This is a genomic window from Tenacibaculum xiamenense (genome assembly GCF_964513065.1).
Classification (GTDB): Bacteria; Bacteroidota; Bacteroidia; order Flavobacteriales; family Flavobacteriaceae; genus Polaribacter; species Polaribacter xiamenense.
This window is the reverse complement of sequence record NZ_CAZEQU010000016.1, coordinates 247,794-268,427: the sequence shown is the minus strand read 5'-3', so window position 1 is coordinate 268,427 and position 20,634 is coordinate 247,794. Positions and strand designations below refer to the sequence as shown.

Below are 20,634 nucleotides of genomic sequence, written 5' to 3'. Positions count from 1 at the left end.
ATGTTATGATTTTATAACTGCTCTATTTGTCTTCTTCTTTCGGAGGAAGAATTTTGAAATTAGTTTCTTTAAGTACTTTCTTATTGGCTATTTTCTTTTCAAATGATAATAGTAATGAAGGTAATAGCAGTAAGTTAGATACCATAGCTAGTAAAAGCGTAACCGAAACTAAACCACCAAGCGCTATGGTTCCTCCAAAACTAGATACCGTAAAGACAAGAAATCCGAAGAAAAGAACAATGGAAGTGTAAAACATACTAACTCCTGTTTCTTTTAAAGCAGCATAAACAGCAGGTTTAATTTTCCAGTTATTCGCCAATAGCTCTTGTCGATATTTTGCTAAAAAGTGAATAGTATCATCAACAGAAATACCAAAAGCAATACTAAAAACTAAGATCGTTGATGGTTTGATAGGAATATCAAAGAAGCCCATTAATCCAGCTGTTATTAACAATGGTAGCATATTTGGGATTAATGAAATTAATATCATTTGTGGTGATCTGAACATCCAAGCCATAAAAATTGAAATAAGTACTATGGCAAGTGATAGAGAAATAACTAAATTTTTAATTAAATAGTTAGTTCCTTTCAAGAATACTAAAGCTTTTCCTGTTAGCGAAACTTGGAAACGTTCATCTGGGAAATTCTTTTTTATAACGGCATTTAAACGTTCTTGAATAATATCCATTTTATCAGTACCAATATCTTTCATGAACGTGGTAACACGGGCATATCTACCTGTTGGATCAACAAAATTCTTTAGCATTCCAGAATTGCTATCAGAGTTTTTTGTATAGGAAAGAATATAACTTTTTTCTTGGCCAGTAGGAAGCTGATAGTATTTTGGGTTTCCGTTGTAATAGGCCTGTTTAGAATACTTAACTAAGTTGTTAATAGAAATAGGCTTTGATAATTCGGGAAAAGTTTCAATAGTTTCGTTAAGTTTTTCTATTTTTTTGAGTGTAGATAGCTTCATTACACCTTTGTCTTTCTTGGTATCTACTAAAATTTCCAATGGCATGATTCCTCCAAATTCACTCTCAAAAAACTTAATGTCTTTGTAAAATTGCTTTCCTCTAGGCATATCCTCAATCAAACTACCAGAAACACGGATTTGATAAAGACCAATCATACTTAATATAATTACAACCACTGTAGTTATATAAATGCTGATACGATTTTTCTTAACGGTTCTTTCCATCCAGTTCACAACATCTTCCATCCATCTTTTTTCGAGGTGACTTAAGTGCTTTTTCTCTGGAAGTGGCATGAAGCTATAAATGATAGGAATAATTAATAAAGCTAAAATGAATATGCTAATGATATTTACAGAAGCAAGAATACCGAATTCTCTTAAAAGTTGGCTTTTTACAAATACAAACGTGGCAAATCCTGAGGCGGTTGTAATGTTTGTCATCAATGTAGCATTACCAATTTTTGAAATAACACGTTGTAAAGATTTCGCTTGATTACCGTGTTTTTTAACTTCTTGCTGATATTTATTTATGAGGAAAACAGCATTTGGAACTCCGATTACGATAATTAATGGAGGTATTAATGCAGAAAGTACAGTAATTTCATATCTAAACAAACCAATAAAACCAAAAGCCCAAACAACTCCAATTCCAACCACTAATAAAGTGATAAACGTTGCTCTGAACGATCGGAAAAAGAAGAAGAAGATGATAGCCGTTATTAATAAAGCGCCTATCACAAAAATCCCCATTTCCTGGGTTATGTTCAGAGAGTTTAAAGTTCTGATGTATGGCATTCCCGATATACGAACATCGATATTGTTAACTTTTTCAAATTCTTCTATTCGGGGTTTTAATATTTCAGTAATAAAATCAGCTCTTTCAGGAGTATTAACAATATCTTTTTTTAGATAGATTGCAGTTTGTAAAACTCCTTTATCATTGTATAAGAGATTTTCATAGAAAGGTAAATCTTCAAAGAGCTGCTTTTTAATTTTTACAATGTCTTCACTAGTTTGAGGTGTTTCATTGAATAAAGGTTCAACTTCAAATTTTCTTTCTTTTCGATTTGCTTTAAGTTTTTTAACATCAGAAATTGAAACAGTAAAATCTACTTGAGAAGATTCGTCAAAAGACTTGGTAAGTAAGTTCCATGCCTTAAATTTTTCTGGGGTAAAAATAGTACTATCCTTTACTCCTAAAATGATAAGGTTTCCTTCCTCACCAAAAATTTCCAAAAATTTATCGTATTGAACATTGGCTTCATGATCGGTAGGTAAAAGGTTCGCCTCTGTATAAGAAAAGCGCATGTATTTTGTTTGGGTAAGTAATAGCCCTGTAATAACAGCAATCAGTACTAGTACTAAATAACGATTTCGCAATATAAACCCAGCGATCTTAGTCCAAAAAGTCATTCAAAAAAATTTTTGCAAAGGTAGCTAAATGAGAGTAATAAAATGAAAAAAGAGTGTTTAAAAACACTCTTTTAATTTGTATCTATGAAATAGAAATTAAACAGTCATTATTTCAGTTTCCTTTACTGCTAGTTTCTCTTCTATTTGCTTTACATATTGATCCGTTAACGTTTGCACGTCAGCTTCGGCATTTTTTTTCATATCATCAGAAACATCTGTTTTTTTGATGTCATTATTTGCATCTTTACGAGCATTTCGAATACCAACTTTTGCATGTTCAGCTTCAGCTTTTGCTTGTTTCGCTAACTCTCTACGTCTTTCTTCAGTTAATGGAGGAACGTTAATAATAATGTTTTCTCCATTATTCATAGGGTTGAAACCTAGGTTGGCTATCATAATAGCTTTTTCGATTTCTTGAAGCATGTTCTTTTCCCATGGTTGAATAGCTATTGTACGTGCATCAGGAGTGTTTACATTAGCCACTTGACCTAAAGGAGTTGAAGATCCATAATAATCAACCTGAACGTTTGAAAGCATGGCAGGAGAAGCCTTTCCAGCTCTAATACTTCTTAATTCTTTTACTAAATGATCAATAGCTTTATTCATTGCCTCTTTGGCAGTATCTATAATAAAATCAATCTCTTCGTTCATTATGTTAGTATTTAGCAACCTCTCTATGTAAAAGAGGTGATTAATGTTTAATTAATTGTCAACAACCGTTCCAATTTGTTCACCTGAAACGAGTTTTAATAAGTTTCCTTCTTTGTTCATATCAAAAACGATAATAGGAAGCTTGTTTTCTTCACTTAAAGTAAATGCGGTCATATCCATAACCTTAAGTCCTTTTTCAATAACGTCCTTAAAGGTAATATTATTAAATTTAATAGCATCCTTATTTTTTTCTGGATCGTCGTTGTAAATTCCATCAACACGAGTTCCTTTTAAAATTGCATCGGCATTAACTTCGATTGCTCTTAAAACTGCTGCCGTATCCGTTGTGAAATATGGGTTTCCTGTTCCGGCACCAAAAATAACAACTCTACCTTTTTCAAGATGTCTGTTAGCTCTTCTTTTAATATAAGGTTCAGCTATTTCTTTAATTTCAATAGCTGTTTGCAATCTAGTTTGAACTCCTTGGTCTTCAAGAGCACTTTGAAGAGCTAATCCATTGATACAGGTTGCAAGCATTCCCATGTGGTCACCTTGAACTCTGTCCATTCCATTACTTGCACCAGCTACACCTCTAAATATGTTTCCACCACCAATAACGATTGCTACTTCAATGCCTTTTTCAACAACTTGTTTTATTTCAATTGCGTATTCTTGAAGTCTTTTAGGATCAATTCCATATTGTTTTTCACCCATTAAAGCTTCACCGCTTAGTTTTAAAAGAATTCTTTTGTATTGCATAATTTTATAGAAAGTTGCGCAAAATTAATCATTTTTTTTAATTAATGTTTTTTAAAAGGAAATCTATATGAAATATAATTATCCGTTGTGCAGTTTAAAATAATACTATTTTCTAATAATGTTATTAAATAGAGCATGGAATCACTTAAATGCCAACAATCAAAAAAATAATACTAGAATAGTTAGGTTAATAATGTAATTACCATTGTAAATATTTAAATCTTGCTTCTGTAATATTAACTGAAGAAATAATTAAAAATAATAGTATTAGATACCAAATTATGATGATGATATTTGCTTTTTTTTTGGAAAAGTTTTTGATTAACCAATTATACATAATTAAGAAAAAATAAAATTTTTAATATTTCAATAGATTGTGAAAAGCTTTTTTCACTAATTAACACAAAACTAAAAGCAACAAAGTGAAAAGTGATAAAAATACCGAGGAGCTTTTTTATTAATGGGTAGCTAGTTAGTTTCAAGTTTATTTTACTTTTTTGATATTTATACCATATGTTAATACCCAAAGCATGTAAAAAAGCCCAAAGTATATACCTAAAAGAAATTTCGTGCCATAGACCAATAATTGTCATTGTAATAATGATGCTTAATTTTAAACTTCTAGTAATACTTAAAAAAGGGAGAAAGATGTAATCTTTACACCAGCTAGATAAAGATATATGCCATCTATCCCAAAAATCAGAGATGTTTTGAGCTAAAAAAGGATAGTTAAAGTTTTCAATAATTTTAAATCCGAATAAAAGAGCAAGCCCAATGGCGATATCAGAATAACCAGCAAATTGAAAGTAAGCGTTTAGATAAAATTTAATTGTATTTAGATAATTGAAACCCCAATCTTCCTTATTTAAATTTATTAAAACATAATTGTTCAGCTTCGTGCTTATTAGATAGTTTCCTAAAAATGTAACTTTAACCAAACCATAAAGTATAAGCTCTAATCCATTTGAAAATAGACTTTCATCCCATCTACGTCTGTTAATGTATTTTAGGAAAGGTTGAAATCTATTTATAGGACCAACCAATATGGTGGGAAGGAAAAACATGTATTGTAAAAACTCAAAGAGATTATGTTTGGGGAGTTGTCTTTTGTATGATTCAATGGCGTATTGAATTTGTCTAAAAGAATAGTAAGAAAGTCCCAATGGAATTAAAATATCATTTGAGGGATCAAAATAATTTTTAAGATTTAATTTAAAGAAAAGGAATATTATAACCATTTGAACAATAACTACTACTGACGCTTTTGAAACAGGTAGAAATTGATTTATTATATAGTAGTTGAATATACTTGTAAATATTAAAATGAATAAGCTAATGGGAGAGTAATAACCTAGAAAAAAAAACGTCGCTAGACATATGGGGAACAATTGCCATTTTTCAGGAAGAGTCCATGCTAAAACAATAAGGGGTATGCTTATCAATAAAATTACGAACAAAATTTCCATTAAAATTCTTTTTTTATTTTATTCCGTAACCAATCCGTATAAACGCTTCTTCCAGATTTATTCATATGGGCTCCATCTCTAAAATGTTTAAAGTATAGTACTTGACCATTATATACCCAATAATCAATATCGTTAAGTTTTTTATATTTTTTGAATAAAGCCTTCAGATCGTGACGAAACTTTTTTGTGTAGACAATTTTTTCTGTCTTTATAGGTCTAGGTATGTCTACGGCAATTATTTTTATTTTTGCTTCTCTAAACTTTTTTAAAGCTTTAGTTATGTTATTAATGTTATGGTTTAGGTTTATGAATCTTTTATTTGGTTTAAAAGACAAACTATCATATTGAAAAATGGGTTTTGCCTGTTTATTGTAATAACATTCTTCAAATAACGTTGTTTTTATCGTGTTAATTCTGAATATTTTTTTTAGCAGAATTTTATTTGAAATAGATTGTTTTGTCATGAATCCCCTCTTGTTATTAAATTCAATTCCAAATAATTCAGCTTGTATTAAAAGTAAATCGGGTTTAATTTTAATAATCTCATTTATAAGTGAATTATTTAAAAAAAAAGAATCAAAATTTTCACTTCTCCATAACTTTCTGATATTTATTTCTTTTTGCTCTGATGAAGTTGATTCATAATGACATTGAACACCGTCATTTACCAATGATGTTCCAACAATTATAGCATTAAAATTATTCTCATTAAAACTATGTTTAAAATCACTTAAAACATCAAGATGTTCTTGATTAATAATGCTTTTAATATTCTGGTAATTAATTTCCATTATGTCCGCTTGGAACATTCCAATTAGAACTTGAATAAACAGAAAAATAGAGGAAACTAAAATCCATAATTTAAGTGGGGGATATTTATTTTTCATTAATTAAGAACCAATTTACTCTTTAGAATTTTTTCTACACTACTTAAAGTATTCATGGTCATCATTTCTGCAGTTGAGAATCTGATATTAAATTTTTTTTCAAGAGATGTAACAAAGATAAGATGCCCCATAGAATCCCAACCATCAAGAGAATATGATGAGTCTTTAAAACTAATGTTTTCTGGAGACTCACCGAAAGCTTCAGAAGCGCATTGAATAATTGAATGTTGATAATTTTTGATCTGATTAATATCGTTTAAATCCTTTTTATTATCTATGATTAACTTAATTACTTCATTTGTTATAATCTTGCCAGAAATCCCCTTTGGTAATTCTTCAAAAAAGTAATACTCTTTAGGAATTTGATTTTGTTCTAGTAAAGGACGTAAAAACTCTACAAGGTCTAATTCGTTAATAGGCTTGTTTGGAGCAGCTACAATAGCCGTAACTAACTTTTCTCCAAAACTTTCATCATGAATGCCAACACAAATACTTTCGACAACATCTGGATGAGTATTTATCATTTCTGAAACCTGTTCTGGATATATGTTTACTCCACCTGAGTTTATTGTGCTTTTTTCTCTTCCAATAATGGTGTAATTACCTTCATTATCTTTAATTGCGATATCACCGGTATTTAACCAGCCATTTTGAAGAACTTTTTCGGTTTCCTCATAAGCATTTAAATATCCAGTAAAGATGTGTTTTCCCTTTAACATTAAAACTCCTTCTTCATTTACCGATGCAGTTTCTCCGTTATTTTTTATTAGTTTAGCTTCACAGTCTATAGGAGTTCCAATTGTACCTTTTTTCGATGTTGAACCATTGGTGCTAAAAAGTGACCCAGCAACTGTTTCGGTGAGACCATATACGTTTAATATTTTCGTTTGAAAATTGTTTTCAAAGTCTGACCATAGATCCTTTTCTAATTTAGAAGCAACAGATACAAGAAGTTCGAAGTCGTCAGTTAGAAAACTATCTTCATAGTTTTCTTTAAATTTATTCATAAAAGAAAGAACAGTAGGAACGGTAATAAGGTGAGTGGTTCTGAATTTATAAACACTATTAAATAAATCGCCAATTTTGGCTAAGTCAAAGGTGAAAGGACGTAACCAAGTTGCAGCGTTGTATAACGATAATATTGGTCCTTGTATACAACCATCGGCATGATATAGCATGAGAATATTTAAAATTCTAGAATTCTTGTTTAAAGAATATACTTTTGATAATGTATGTAAATGGGTAAATAAACTTTCATGACTTATCATAACTCCCTTTGGGGCAGAGGTAGTCCCAGAAGTAAAAATTATATAGGCAATATCATTTCCAAAAATAGGTTCTAAGTTTACTGATGTTTCTTGAGTGGTATTAAGCATATCAGGAAAACAATTTTTTTCATAACTGATTTCCTGTGTTTTATTTCTTAATAATCGCTTAAATAGTTTCCCTTTTTTTTGTTCTTCTGCTTTGATTTTTATTTGACATATATTCGAGTCTATTTTTCGAGATTCGAAGAGATCTTTATCCATAAAGCAAGCCTTTGGAGCTACCTTGTTAATTATGGATTGTGCTCTTATACTTTTTACATTTGGATCAAGAAAAACGGTAACTATTCCATATCTTAATAAGCTAATAAAAATTAATGCTGTATAATAGTCATTGTTTGTTGAAAGTATTACTTTATCGCCCTTTTCTAAGTTATAGTTTTTTAAAATAACATGTATTTTGTTTACATCTGTTAAAAGTTGTTTATAACTAATTTGGCAATCTTTACTTTTATAAAAAAAAGCCTTATTTAAGGTTTCCTGAGTTTCGAGGTTTTTAAATGTTTCTGAAATATTAACTAAATCCATTTAATAATAATTCTTTATTTATTTTTCCATTTTCATTGAAGGGTAGGTTTGGCAAAATTATAATATTGGTTGGTATTTGTTTTAAACCAAATTTTAAGGCTAGTATATCTTTAATTTTCTTTTCTGGACTTTCAATAATAAATGTACTTTTTAATGAAAGAAAAATAGATGCTTTTTCAAAATCATCTTCATAATAGGGGCATACGTATACATCTTGAATAAAATCTACTTCCATTAAGAAGTTTTGAATGATGTTCAAGTCTATTAATTCTTCTGAGGATGTTTTAATAATATTTCTTTTTCGTCCTAATAATTCAATGTTCCCGTCTTTGTGCATCCTAGCGAGATCCTGAGTGTAGAACCATCCATTTTTTATTGCTTTTTTCGTAGCTTCTGGATTTTTAAAGTAGCCTTTCATCAAGTTGTCACTATAAATTCTTAATTCTCCTTTTTCACCAAAAGGGAGTAAATTATTGTTTTCATCAACTATTTGGGCTATACACTGTGTTGGTTTTCCAATGGTATTGATATCAAGGTTTTTATCGTTAAGGTTTTGAGCGATACAAATACCTGTAGTTTCAGAAAGTCCATAGTAATTATAAATAGATTTATCATAGCTGGTTTTAAAATCTTTTCTTAGTTGTGTACTTAAGTTATTTCCAGTGCACATGAAAACTTTTACTGAATTTAGTTGGTTTAGAATTCTACTTTTATAGTTGACAGCTTGCCGAAGAAAAGCAGGGTTGCTTGCTAAAATTGTTGATTTACTTATATCAATGTCTTCAGTAATACTTAAAATATTATGAGAATTTCTTTTTTTAGGTAGTACAACACTGGAACCCACATGTAATCCTGATATTACTGAATTTCTCAATCCACTCATTGTATCAAGTGAACCCATAGCAAAAAAGCGGTCGTCTTCAACCCAGTGAAATGTTTCTGTGATTAACCTTCCACTTCTAAATAAATTACCATGTGTCAACTCAACTCCTTTAGGAATTCCAGTAGATCCAGAAGTAAACAGAATAACAGCTGTATCGTATTGGCTTATTTTTGGGGTATTAACTTGATGTGCATCAACAGAATTTATCCAATCGGCAAAATAATCGTATTCGGTATTTTCTTCATCTGAATCGAACAATACAATGTTTAAACAAGAAAGAAAAGACTTTCTTTTAATAAAATAAGACTCGTTGGTAAAAAACCACTTAGCCTCAGTTAGTTTTTGGATACGAGCTAAATTTTCATCGTTTAGATTTTCAGATAAAAGCACAGGAATAACTCCTAGCTGCATACATGCCCAAAAAAGTAACATAGACTCGACGTGTAAGCTAGCGTCGGAAATAATAATTTTATCACCTTTTTTTAAACCAGATTCTAAAAACTTTGATATTATTTGCTTTACTATTTCATTACAATCATCATAGGTAAATTCACTATTCTCCTCTAGAGAAATAATGGCAATGTTATTTGCATATGCACTAACGGCATTTGCCCACAAGTCTTTAACTGTTTGCTCTGATTGAGGGGAGATGAATTCTTGAGTCATGAAATAGTTTTGAAGCCTAATTGCTGTTTCTGAAATTGGAAGTACCTGAAGCAAACCAAGTTTTTCTAAACTATTTAATTCATGTAATATGTTAGTTTCTTGCTCATTTGTAAAGTTAATAATGTCTTGAACTTTAAGACCTCTTTGTGAAAGATAAATTATTTTAATAGCTAGTTCAGATAATGTATAATTGTTTAAGTTATAAATTCTTTGTTCATAGATTGGATGTCTCTCTAAAAAGGATTTCATTGCTCCGTTAAAATAATTGTAATCTATGCTTACTTTAGATTGGTGGAGTGAAATATTTAAAAGAGAGTTAATAATTGTTCTAGAATTTTTTACATCATCTAGATTTTTCATAGAAAAATATGAAAGCTCTTTTTTATTCCAGTCGTGGGGTAATAAAGCTATTAAAGCATTGTAATCGTTCGTGTTAGGGGTTGATTTTAGTTCGATAGACTCATTTCGTTTTATATCATTTTCTTCGAATAATTTAGGTTCAGAAAGAACAAAGCACTTACGATATGCGCTAGGTAGTAAATAGTCAAATGCTTCAACGTAATCATTTCCATGTATTTGTTTTCCTCCTCTTTCAAAAAATGGAGTTGGTTGGGAATTAGAAAGATGTACATGAGGAAAAATAATACAGCCTTGATCATTGGTAATTCTGTTGAGTTCCTTTAAAAGTAATAATTGATCAAATCTATGTAATACATCTAAACCGATAACGTGAGAAATAGAATTTGTATTTAAAGGAAGTGGTTTATTTAAGTTACAGAATAAAATGTCAAGATTTTCATTTTTAGACATCCAATAATGATAACCTTTGTAGCCTAAAACGTCTTTATTGCCTTCCCAAGTTGTAATTATTTTTTGATCAGGAAAAAAGCCACACAACAAGTTCGTTAACCAGCCACTTCTATCCCATAAATTTAAAATTACATCGTCCTTTCGTATGTTTTTTTTTATCTCTTTTAGAAAGGGGTAAAGAGCTTTTAGAGATTCGTTGAAAGGCTGAAAACAGGCATACAAATCGTAGTTGGGGCGTCGTTTTTTTTGTTTGAGGAAGTTTTCGTAGAGATTGAGGGAATTTAACGTAGTAGTTAGAATATTTTGTTCTATTCTCTTAGCATTTTTTGAGGAAATATCAATTTCATTGTAAAAAAAAAGGTTATTAATTTTCGGAGTTAAATCAAACTCCAGCTTTTTAAATATTCTTTTTAAAATAATACTCATTATTATATAAAATTAGAAAGCAAAACAAATAGTAAGTTTGTCTTGCTTTCTTATAATTTTCAAACTTATATAAAACTTCAGATATAAGGAAGTTTTTAACAAGTATCTTGTGTTAAAAGATAATAAATTATCCTAAAGTAACTCTTGCAAAAGTTTTAATTTCTACATCACCATAAGTTTTGATGTATTCAGCAACAGTTTTCTTTTCGTCTTTGATAAATTTTTGATCTAATAAAGCTTGCTCTTGATCTAAGGTAGTATTATCAGAGATAAATCTTTCAATTTTACCAGGTAAAATTCTATCCCAGATTTGCTCTGGCTTACCTTCAGCTTTTAACTGATCTTTAGCTTCTTGTTCAGCAGCAGCTAAAGCTTCCTCAGTTAATTGTAATCTAGAAACGAATTGAGGAACGTTTTTAAGAGTTTTTCCTAAACGAACTAATTCTTCGTTATCTTTTACAATTGCAGCGATTCTAGCTTCAGTTTCAGCAGCAACATAAGCAGGATCAAAATCTTTATAAGATAAAGTTGTAGCTCCCATAGAAGCAGCTTGCATTGCTAAATCTTTAGTCAATACATCAGCTTTATCAATAGCAGCACTTAATCCAACAATAGCAGCAATCTTACCAACGTGAGTATATGATCCCACATATGGAGCTTCAATTCTTTCGAAAGAAGTAATATCGATTTTTTCACCGATAACACCAGTTTGCTCGATTAATTTTTCAGCTACAGGAATACCACCAAAATCAGCAGCTAAAAACTCTTCTTTAGTTTTACAGTTGAAAGCAACATCAACAAATTCAGAAGCTAATTGTTTGAATGAATCATTCTTAGCAACGAAATCTGTTTCACAAGCTAATACTATAGCAACACCGTAAGTGTTATCCTCGCTAATTTTAGTAATAGCTACACCTTCAGTAGACTCACGATCTGCTCTTTTAGCAGCGATTTTTTGTCCTTTTTTACGTAAAATTTCAATTGCTTTATCAAAATCACCTTCAGCTTCTACTAATGCATTTTTACAATCCATCATACCAGCTCCGGTAGTTTCTCTTAATTTCTTTACGTCTGCAGCGCTTATTTTTACTGACATTTCTAACGTTATTTTTTAGTTGTAATTATTTTGTTGTACAAGGTAAAAAAACCTAAAGGTTTCAATGTGATGAAACCTTTAAATTTTAATTATTTTGTTTCTTCAGCAGTTGCCTCAGTATTTGCTTCCTTTTCAGCTTTAGCTTTCTCTTTATCTGCTTTTCTTTCAGATAAACCTTCAGCTATAGAATCAGTAACATATGATAATACTTTATCAATAGATTTAGAAGCATCATCATTTGCAGGAATAACAAAATCAATAGGTCTTGGATCAGAGTTAGTATCCACCATTGCAAAAATTGGAATGTTTAATTTTTGCGCTTCAGCTACAGCAATGTGCTCTTTCTTAACGTCAATTACAAACAATGCACCAGGTAAACGAGTCATGTCAGAAATTGAACCTAAGTTCTTTTCTAATTTTTCACGTTGACGGTTAATCTGTAATTTTTCTCTTTTAGATAATGCATCAAAAGATCCATCTTGCTTCATTCTATCAATAGAAGCCATTTTCTTAACGGCTTTTCTAATAGTAACGAAGTTAGTTAACATACCACCTGGCCAACGCTCAGTAATATAAGGCATGTTTACTGCTTTTGCTTTTTCAGCAACGATATCTTTAGCTTGCTTCTTAGTAGCAACAAATAAAATCTTACGACCTGAATTAGCTATTTTTTGTAAAGCTTTAGAAGCTTCATCAATTTTAGCTGATGTTTTATACAAATCGATGATGTGAACACCATTACGCTCTGTATAAATGTATGGAGCCATGTTAGGGTTCCATTTTCTAGTTAAGTGACCAAAGTGTACGCCACTTTCTAATAATTCTTGAATGTTTGCCATTTTAATAAATGTGTTTACGTTCTGTTTTTTCAATATTTCAGTAGTTTTTACGTCTGAAATATTTAGATACTAAACTGTTAATAAAAAATTGAATTTTAAAAATAACAGTTCCAATAAACGATTAACGCTTAGAGAACTGGAATTTCTTACGAGCTTTCTTCTGACCGAATTTCTTACGCTCAACCATTCTTGGATCACGAGTTAATAATCCTTCTGGTTTTAATACGGCTTTGTTTTCTTCGTTAATAGCTACTAAAGCTCTAGTAATAGCTAAACGGATAGCTTCTGCTTGACCAGTAACACCACCACCATAAACGTTAACTTTAATATCGAAAGCATCTAAGTTTTCAGTTAACATTAAAGGTTGTTGAACTTTGTATTGTAAAGTTGGAGTAGTGAAGTAGCTTTTAAACTCTCTCTTGTTAACGGTAATGTTTCCACTTCCTTGTGAAACATAAACACGAGCTACCGCCGTTTTTCTTCTACCTATTTTGTGTACAGTTTCCATTATTTAAGATCGTTAAGGTTAATAGTTTTTGGGTTTTGAGCATCTTGCTTGTGCTCTGAACCTACATAAACATATAAGTTTCTGAATAGTGCACTACCTAATTTGTTCTTAGGTAACATTCCTTTTACTGCTTTTTCAACAATCCTTGCTGGATCTTTTTCGAAAAGTTCAGTTGCAGTAAGCGATCTTTGCCCTCCTGGGTATCCAGTGTGACGGATATAAGACTTATCAGTCCACTTTTTACCTGTTAAATTGATTTTTTCAGCGTTGATAATTACAACGTTGTCTCCACAATCAACATGAGGAGTAAAATTTGGTTTGTACTTACCTCTAATAAGTTTTGCAACTTTAGAAGCTAGACGACCTAATGTTTGCCCGTCCGCATCAACTAAAACCCACTCTTTGTTTACGGTAGCCTTGTTAGCTGATACTGTTTTGTAACTTAATGTGTTCATATTTACACGATTAGTTTTTGTTAATAAATGTTATTATTATGTTTTTTCCTTTAAAAAGGTCTGCAAAGGTACAATTATTTATTTTATTGACAAATAGTAGTTTAGGATAATTGTTGTTTCTGTTTGCAATTTTTTGAACACAATGTTGATTGTTAAATAATTTTAATTTGGTAACAAATACATTATCTATGCGTCGTTTTTATAGACCAAAATATATTAATGATGAAAAGTATATTAACTAATTTACTAATTGTAGCGGGCTTATTTACCTTGGTAACTCAAGCTCAAATGAAAAAAACAGAAGTGTTAATTTTAGGAACTCAGCACCTCCATCATATAAAAGGATTTGAAAAACCTATGTTGAAAAATGTAATCTCTAAATTAGAATCCTATAATTTTGATGTTGTCTGTATAGAAAAGATGTCAGGTGAGTTATTGAATGATATTGTATTTAGAGAAGATCGTTCTTTCGATGGAATTACTAAAGGCTCATTTGGACATAAATATTTGGCAGTAGCTGATACTGTTCAAAAAGTTAAGAAAGTTACTTTTTTGGAAGCGAAGAGAAATATAGAAGTTCTAAAAAGTGGCAAAAAATTATCTCCGCAAGAACGAAAAAAACTACTTTTTAACTATTTAGCAGTAACCGATGTGCCCTCAGCAGCTTTGCAGTATGAATACATTAATAGCGATAAGATATTTAAAACTAATTTTGAAAAGTACATTGCTGGATTGATTAAGGAGGAAATTGCGAGTAATAATGAGTACTATAGTCTAGCAGGTTCTTTGGCAAAGATTAATAATATTAATAAGCTAGAGCCTATTGATAACTTTCAGGATGAGGCTCTTTTATTAAAATATTATCCTGAATTTATGAATGACTTCAAAAACTATGGTGGAAAGTTTAAGAATATTAATATGCTTCCGGTGTATCAAAAGACGAATGAATTAACGCAAGAAGGTATTAAGTCAAATGATTTATCGAATTTATATGAATTTCTTAACAGTGATGAATATGTAAAACAAGATTATGACGCTCAATGGGACGTATGGCATAAGACCAATTTCCCTTCCGGTTCTGATCGTGCAAGACACTCACTATGGGAAATGAGAAACTTACAAATTACAGGAAATATTATGAAAGTTGCTGCTCGTAACTCAGGAAAGAAAATACTTGTTATAATAGGTGCCTCACATAAAGGTTTTCTAGAGAAGTATTTGAATCAAATTAATGATGTCAAGGTGTTAAAATACGAGTAAAACAGTTTGTGTTAGTTAAAAATAAAAAAGGGATTCAAAATATTTTGAATCCCTTTTTTTATAGTTTTTAGATTATTAATCTACTTTCTGATCTAATAAATCAAAGAACTGATTTAATCTTGGTAGGATAATAATTTTAGTACGTCTGTTTTTCGCTCTGTTAGCAGGACTGTTATTCTCTACTAGCGGAATAAAGCTACTTCTACCAGCAGCAATTAATCTGCTCGGAGCCACTTTATACTTGTTTTGTAATTCACGAACAATTGCTGTTGAACGCTTTACACTTAAGTCCCAATTGTCTTTAATACTTGAGTTGCTTCCAACAGGAGTATCATCTGTATGCCCCTCAATCATCACATCCATTTCTGGCTGACCATTTACAACAGTAGCTACTTTTTCTAACACCTTTGATGCTTTCTCGTTGATGGTATAACTTCCACTTTTAAATAATAATTTGTCAGAAATTGAAATAAACACAACTGTTTTTTCAACATTTACTTCGATGTCTTCATCGTCAATTCCAGCTTGTAGTTCTTTCTTTAAGTGGAAAGCAACTACTAAATTTAATGAATCCTTTTTAGAAGCAGCTGCCCTAATTTTGTTTATGTATTTGTCTTTTTTACCCAATTGAGCTAAAGTTTCTTTTATGTTGTCATTTGCTCCTTGAGTTAAAACAGTTAAATCCCCAACTTGTTTAAGGGTTTTTTCTTTGTCTTTTCTTAAATCATCAACGGTAGTTTGAAGTAAAGCAGATTTTTCTTGAAATCTTTCTTTTTCTACTAGACACTTTGTTAAGTTCGTTTTTGTAGCTAGTAGCTCTTCTTTTGTTTTTTCATGTGCTGCTTTTGCAGCTTCCAACTCTTTGGTTGAAGCACAAGAGGCAAGCAATGAAGTAATGGTGAATAGTAAAAATACTCTTTTCATTGTTAAAAAAAATTTATTCTGATTGAAAAATGATAAGACAAATTTATAAAAATGAGAATACAAAAAAGATAATTAACAATCTTTTATGAGCAGGGAAAGCATTATTTTTGTGCGCAAATCTAATATTATGAAGCAAAAGTACTTCTTATTAGCTGTAATTCTTGTTGTTTTGAATTTTGGCGCTTGTAATAAAAAGGTCGAAAAGAAGGTTAAAAAAGAAGAGATAACAAAGTTAGAAGGAGCTATTTTCGGAACAACTTACCATATAAAATATCTTGATACAATTAATTATCAGAAATCAATTGATAGTTTGTTTAATTTGATGAATAACTCTCTTTCAACTTATATTCCTACTTCAGATATTTCTAGAATTAACAGAGGAGATACAACGGTAGTTGTAGACGATTTATTTGTGGAAGTTTTTGATAAGGCCAAAAAGATATACAATGAAACTGACGGGTATTTTGATCCTACTATTGGAAGATTGATTGATGCTTATGGTTTTGGTTCTGGAAAAGAAAAGAAAAACCTTTCGCAAGAAGAAATCAAAGAGTTGATGGCAGGTGTTGGGTTTAATAAAGTTAGCTTGAAGGGTAGAAAGGTTTATCGTGAAAATGATAATATTGAATTTAATGTGAATGCATTTGCAAAAGGATACGGTATTGATGTTGTTGGGCGATTTTTAGAAACGAAAGGAATTCAAGATTATTTGGTAGAAATTGGAGGAGAGATAAGAGCTAGAGGCAAAAAGAAGGATAAGGCATGGAAAGTGGCAATCGAAAAACCTAATGTTGATGGTACAAGGTCTCTTCAAAAAGTAATTGAATTAAACAATGAATCAATGGCTACCTCTGGAAATTATAGAAAATATAAAGTAAATGAAAAAGGGGAGAAGATAGTGCACACCGTAAATGCGAAAACAGGATTGGCTTCTGAAAGTAATTTATTAAGCGTTTCTGTTAGAATGAAAGGCGATTGTGCTGATGTCGATGCTTATGCTACGGCATTTTTGGCAATGGGGTTAGAGGAAACAAAAAAGTTTTTACAATCACATCCTGAATTAAAAGTGGTGCTACTTTACAATGACGCAGAGAATAAGCTTCAAGAGTTTGTGAATTAAAAAAGTATATTATATTCAAAAAAATAAAAACCTACTTAAAGTAGGTTTTTTTACATTTTACTTAACATAAAATCATATACTTTTTTGAGTTCTACAACTTTTACAATACCTGCAATTAAAAAGCAACATAAAGGAAAATAATCGTTGATGCTCATCAACAAAAGTCCACTAATTTGAATTCCAAAAAAAAGCAAGTTCTTTTTATTCATTCTAAGGTCTTTTCCTACTTTCGAGTTTTTTCCATGCAGTTGGATAATATTGTGTTTTAAATAGAGAAAAGAAATTTCACTCATTAGAAATACAATTCCGTATAAGGCAACGGGAACATCTTCAATATGGTTATTACCTATCCAAGATGTGGTGAAAGGAATAAGTGATAGCCAAAAGAGTAGGTTTAAATTAGCCCAAAGAATTTTACCATTAATTTTCTTTGCTATCTTAAATAATTGATGGTGGTGATTCCAGTAAATACTGATGTAAAGAAAGCTTACAATATAGCTTAAGAATACAGGGGCTTTTTTCCATAAACATTCAAATGTTGTTCCTTCAGGAGCTCTCAATTCAAGAACCATTATGGTAATAATTATAGCAAGAATTCCGTCGCTAAAAGCTTCAAGTCTTTCTGATGTCATTCGAGTATAGTTTTAACGTAGTAGTTAGATGAAATATACCGCCCATAAAGAGCGGTATAATTATAGCTTAGTGTTTTGAATTAATTCAAAAAATTAATACGATCCTTCTTCAAGTACTTCATGTCCATATTTTCTAGAATATGCCTGAATTTCCTCGAAATCATCTGGAGATAATTTGGTTAATTTATCAAAGAAGTCGAATGTTCCTGCTGGTGTAAATGTACCTATCATCTTTCCATCTGTGCTTCCTACATTTGTGAATTTGTGAGCAACACCTCTAGGGAGGTATAAAAAGGTACCTTTAGGTGCTTTATGCTCTTTGTCTCCAATCTGAAAGGTAAATTCACCTTCAATTACATGAAGACTTTCATCATTTTTGTGATGAATATGCAATGGTGCTCCTTTTCCAGGAGGAACTGTTAGTTCAAAATAATCTAATAAATTTCCTGTGGTTTTAACATCTGTTCTATATACAGCATCAAAACCTGTAATTTTTGTTTTTTCTCCTTGTGTAGGATCTAATAAAACTGTTTCTACCATAATTTCTTGTTTTTATAAAGCGTTAGCTGATTCTTTTACTAATGGAAATAATTTTAATAACTCATCAAAACCTCTTTGATAGAAGTCAGAAATAGCATCTTCTTTATAATAGAAAGTAGCTACCCATTGTACAATACTGGTTCCTCCTTCAACGTCAATAACACGTAGGTCTGAATAATATTTGTGAATTGCTTCACCCCATTCACCCCAATGCCATTTATAACGGTAATGATGGTTTTCGTTGTCCATGGATACTAATTCTTCAATTGCTTGAGGTTGCCCAGGGAAGGTTAATAAACGTCTTAATTCACGAGTGTCTGTTTGGTCACTAATAACTTCAAGTTCCGTAATATCTGGATGCCATTTATGAATGGTGTAAAAACCACCAATAACTTCCCATACTTGTTCTGCTGAAGCTCCTAGTTCTACTGACTTTACAACTCTCCAGTCTTTATAATCTTGTTCGTTCATAATAAATTTGGTTTAATTCTAAGGTTAATTCCTCTCTTTATCTTTTTATAATACTTCGGTAAATACCGACTTTAATTCACAATTCTTTTTGAAATTTTATTAAGATCGATATTTACGATTCGTCAATTAAATTTTTAAAGAATGAAATACTAGGAGCAAAAAAATATTCGCCGCCTAATATTCTTACTAGGTCCTTATATCTAAAATCGAGGTCAATAACTTTACCATCGATTTCATGTTGCCATAGGTTATCACTTGATTTAGCATTCTGATCTCCCGTTATTGGATCATGACCAGTATTGTCTAATGGAAAATTTGAATTATCAGACCATCCACATTGTGTTACTAAGAATTGTTGCTCAATATCACTTTGACAGGATAAAAAAAGTAGTCCAGCATCTGTCCATTCAGTTTCTGGATTCAAGTTCTTTGATCCATAACTAATTCCTCTTCTTACAATTCGATGACTCCTTTCATTTCTCATTAGAGTTCCATTTAATCTATTGGTGTCTCCTCTGGGATTCGTTTTTCTAATATGAGAATGAAAAGGGCATTTAGCCCCTTTCATATCTTCTAGATAACTAAAATTATTGTTAGAAGGGGTTTTAGTCGATTGTATTAAAGGAGTACCATCTTTATGTCTACCAAAAGCTAGTGCCTCAGCGTATTCTGTGTCTATTTGTATCCCTGTTTTTTGAGAAATTTCAGATGCTAAGCTTTTGGCTTGATCTTTAAAGCCTCTAATGTTTTGTTGCATTTTTCTATAAACAACATAGGTTCCAAAACTTAAATCTTCATCAAAACCTCCAGGGTCATTTACAGCGACTAAATCGAAAGGAGCAGTAGGGTCGTAATACTCAACTCCTTCTTTATTTTGCCAATAATCGAAATCTGATTTAAAGAACACAGGATTGCTAAGACCATCTACGAATCCGAAATGCTCTATGACATCATTATTACTGTTTCTTAAAGTGTATCCTTTTTCAATGGACAATATCGAAGCGACTTTTTTCGAGCTATTTTTAATGTTATCAATTTCATTTTCTAAATAGTCGTTGCATAGAATTTCATCTGAATCAATACCCCCATAAGCCAGAATAATTAAAAGGTCCACTTGATCATTAAATGGATGTTGCCAAGTATCTGGATTGTCATTTAGAGGGTTGTTTGTTCTTTCATGAACTCCATTTGGACCTGTGTCATATAAAAAATCTAAGTCTTTCATACCAGCTCGAAACGCCTTGTCATCTGGAATTTTAAAATCATCGATTCCTAAGGCTTGATATCCAGAATTACTTAGTAAAATACCTGTGAATAAATGTTCAGTGCCTGTACTTTTATAATCTATAGACGTTTGATGTTGTTTATAAGCAGATGTAAGTTTAGAGGCAAACTGATTTAACCAATGACGATTATCTTCAGTTTTACCTGTAAATTTTAGAAATATATGACGTGAATGTGTACGACCATGACTTTTTAAAATATTGCCTTGAATGTCATCAAGAACAATTTTTAAATTAGGGTCATTCACATCTAAATGTTTTTGACTTAGTTTAATACTTGGTTTATTTACACCTGAGAGGTTTGACATACTTCTTGTTTGAAATAATTTCGATCGTCTGGGGCTTCATTTAATGTAAAAGTGTATTGGTATTCTGGATCGTATACATTTAAAATTGTATAAGTTCCAGAAGTAATCCATGATTTACCATCCCAACTTCCATCTTCGTTGAATTGTTTCTCTATTTTTTGCGTTTGAATTAACACACGTCCCCAGAAAAGCCACTTTCCATCAATATTATGAGCATAAAACACCCTTACTGGATCTAATTGAAAAATTCTTGCACTTGGTTTGTTTTTGAATTCAAAAACTTTTCCCTCAACGTCTTTTAAGGTCACTGGATTTTTTTTATGATTCTCTAAATTGAATACATCTACCGGAAATCCTTGCTCGGTTGTAAGTTCAAGCGTATCATTTATTTCTACGAAACTTCCCATA

At 31.0% G+C, this 20,634-nt stretch carries 19 protein-coding genes; 2 read left to right on the top strand and 17 right to left on the bottom strand.

Features of this window, described 5'->3' with window-relative positions; translation table 11 throughout:
- Window positions 1–22 precede the first annotated feature (22 nt).
- The 11 genes from ACKTTV_RS07895 to rplM all read right to left on the bottom strand — a co-directional run bounded on the left by ACKTTV_RS07895 (window position 23) and on the right by rplM (window position 13,688).
- A complete protein-coding gene (locus ACKTTV_RS07895) occupies window positions 23–2,389 on the bottom strand; it encodes an efflux RND transporter permease subunit (RefSeq protein ID WP_408030286.1) in 2,367 nt (788 codons plus the stop codon).
- Between the two features lie 96 nt (window positions 2,390–2,485).
- Window positions 2,486–3,040 (bottom strand): ribosome recycling factor, encoded by a 555-nt coding sequence (frr, locus tag ACKTTV_RS07890; protein WP_408030285.1) that lies wholly within the window; start codon window positions 3,038–3,040, stop codon window positions 2,486–2,488.
- A gap of 51 nt (window positions 3,041–3,091) precedes the next feature.
- The gene (pyrH, locus tag ACKTTV_RS07885; RefSeq protein ID WP_408030284.1) at window positions 3,092–3,799 is read right to left on the bottom strand and encodes a UMP kinase; all 708 of its coding nucleotides are present in this window, start codon (window positions 3,797–3,799) and stop codon (window positions 3,092–3,094) included.
- Window positions 3,800–4,128: 329 nt separating this feature from the next.
- Window positions 4,129–5,265 carry an MBOAT family O-acyltransferase gene (locus ACKTTV_RS07880; RefSeq protein WP_408030283.1) on the bottom strand — a complete coding sequence of 379 codons (1,137 nt, stop codon included), beginning with the start codon at window positions 5,263–5,265 and terminating at the stop codon, window positions 4,129–4,131.
- Window positions 5,265–6,152: a hypothetical protein gene (locus tag ACKTTV_RS07875; RefSeq protein ID WP_408030282.1), complete on the bottom strand. Its 888-nt coding sequence runs from the start codon at window positions 6,150–6,152 to the stop codon at window positions 5,265–5,267. The genes ACKTTV_RS07880 and ACKTTV_RS07875 overlap by 1 nt, the downstream gene beginning before the upstream one ends.
- Window positions 6,152–8,005 carry an AMP-binding protein gene (locus ACKTTV_RS07870; protein WP_408030281.1) on the bottom strand — a complete coding sequence of 618 codons (1,854 nt, stop codon included), beginning with the start codon at window positions 8,003–8,005 and terminating at the stop codon, window positions 6,152–6,154. The genes ACKTTV_RS07875 and ACKTTV_RS07870 overlap by 1 nt, the downstream gene beginning before the upstream one ends.
- The gene (locus tag ACKTTV_RS07865; protein ID WP_408030280.1) at window positions 7,992–10,790 is read right to left on the bottom strand and encodes a class I adenylate-forming enzyme family protein; all 2,799 of its coding nucleotides are present in this window, start codon (window positions 10,788–10,790) and stop codon (window positions 7,992–7,994) included. Before ACKTTV_RS07865 ends, ACKTTV_RS07870 begins: the two co-directional genes overlap by 14 nt.
- Before the next feature lie 127 nt (window positions 10,791–10,917).
- On the bottom strand, window positions 10,918–11,886 hold the full coding sequence (tsf, locus tag ACKTTV_RS07860) for a translation elongation factor Ts (protein ID WP_408030279.1): 969 nt from the start codon (window positions 11,884–11,886) through the stop codon (window positions 10,918–10,920).
- 89 nt (window positions 11,887–11,975) lie between these two features.
- Entirely contained in the window at window positions 11,976–12,725 is a 750-nt protein-coding gene (rpsB, locus tag ACKTTV_RS07855) for a 30S ribosomal protein S2 (RefSeq protein ID WP_408030278.1), read from the bottom strand.
- 121 nt (window positions 12,726–12,846) lie between these two features.
- On the bottom strand, window positions 12,847–13,233 hold the full coding sequence (rpsI, locus tag ACKTTV_RS07850) for a 30S ribosomal protein S9 (RefSeq protein ID WP_408030277.1): 387 nt from the start codon (window positions 13,231–13,233) through the stop codon (window positions 12,847–12,849).
- Window positions 13,233–13,688: a 50S ribosomal protein L13 gene (gene rplM, locus ACKTTV_RS07845; RefSeq protein WP_408030276.1), complete on the bottom strand. Its 456-nt coding sequence runs from the start codon at window positions 13,686–13,688 to the stop codon at window positions 13,233–13,235. Before rplM ends, rpsI begins: the two co-directional genes overlap by 1 nt.
- 222 nt (window positions 13,689–13,910) lie before the next feature.
- Between rplM and ACKTTV_RS07840 the strand changes: the two genes are divergently transcribed.
- Window positions 13,911–14,948 carry a DUF5694 domain-containing protein gene (locus tag ACKTTV_RS07840; protein ID WP_408030275.1) on the top strand — a complete coding sequence of 346 codons (1,038 nt, stop codon included), beginning with the start codon at window positions 13,911–13,913 and terminating at the stop codon, window positions 14,946–14,948.
- A gap of 75 nt (window positions 14,949–15,023) precedes the next feature.
- Here the strand turns inward: ACKTTV_RS07840 and ACKTTV_RS07835 are convergent, their stop codons facing one another.
- Window positions 15,024–15,872: an OmpA/MotB family protein gene (locus ACKTTV_RS07835; RefSeq protein ID WP_408030274.1), complete on the bottom strand. Its 849-nt coding sequence runs from the start codon at window positions 15,870–15,872 to the stop codon at window positions 15,024–15,026.
- A 127-nt stretch (window positions 15,873–15,999) separates the two neighbouring features.
- On the opposite strand from ACKTTV_RS07835, the gene ACKTTV_RS07830 reads away from it, so the two are divergent.
- Window positions 16,000–16,992, top strand: coding sequence for an FAD:protein FMN transferase (locus ACKTTV_RS07830; RefSeq protein ID WP_408030273.1), 993 nt, complete (start codon window positions 16,000–16,002; stop codon window positions 16,990–16,992).
- A gap of 50 nt (window positions 16,993–17,042) precedes the next feature.
- Here the strand turns inward: ACKTTV_RS07830 and ACKTTV_RS07825 are convergent, their stop codons facing one another.
- The 5 genes from ACKTTV_RS07825 to ACKTTV_RS07805 form a co-directional block, all read right to left on the bottom strand.
- Window positions 17,043–17,624 (bottom strand): TMEM175 family protein, encoded by a 582-nt coding sequence (locus tag ACKTTV_RS07825; protein ID WP_408030272.1) that lies wholly within the window; start codon window positions 17,622–17,624, stop codon window positions 17,043–17,045.
- Between the two features lie 93 nt (window positions 17,625–17,717).
- Window positions 17,718–18,164 (bottom strand): cupin domain-containing protein, encoded by a 447-nt coding sequence (locus ACKTTV_RS07820; RefSeq protein WP_408030271.1) that lies wholly within the window; start codon window positions 18,162–18,164, stop codon window positions 17,718–17,720.
- Between the two features lie 12 nt (window positions 18,165–18,176).
- On the bottom strand, window positions 18,177–18,635 hold the full coding sequence (locus ACKTTV_RS07815) for an SRPBCC family protein (protein WP_408030270.1): 459 nt from the start codon (window positions 18,633–18,635) through the stop codon (window positions 18,177–18,179).
- A gap of 112 nt (window positions 18,636–18,747) precedes the next feature.
- Window positions 18,748–20,226, bottom strand: coding sequence for a Dyp-type peroxidase (locus tag ACKTTV_RS07810; protein ID WP_408030269.1), 1,479 nt, complete (start codon window positions 20,224–20,226; stop codon window positions 18,748–18,750).
- The gene (locus ACKTTV_RS07805; RefSeq protein WP_408030268.1) at window positions 20,205–20,633 is read right to left on the bottom strand and encodes a hypothetical protein; all 429 of its coding nucleotides are present in this window, start codon (window positions 20,631–20,633) and stop codon (window positions 20,205–20,207) included. The genes ACKTTV_RS07810 and ACKTTV_RS07805 overlap by 22 nt, the downstream gene beginning before the upstream one ends.
- Window position 20,634: the final 1 nt, after the last annotated feature.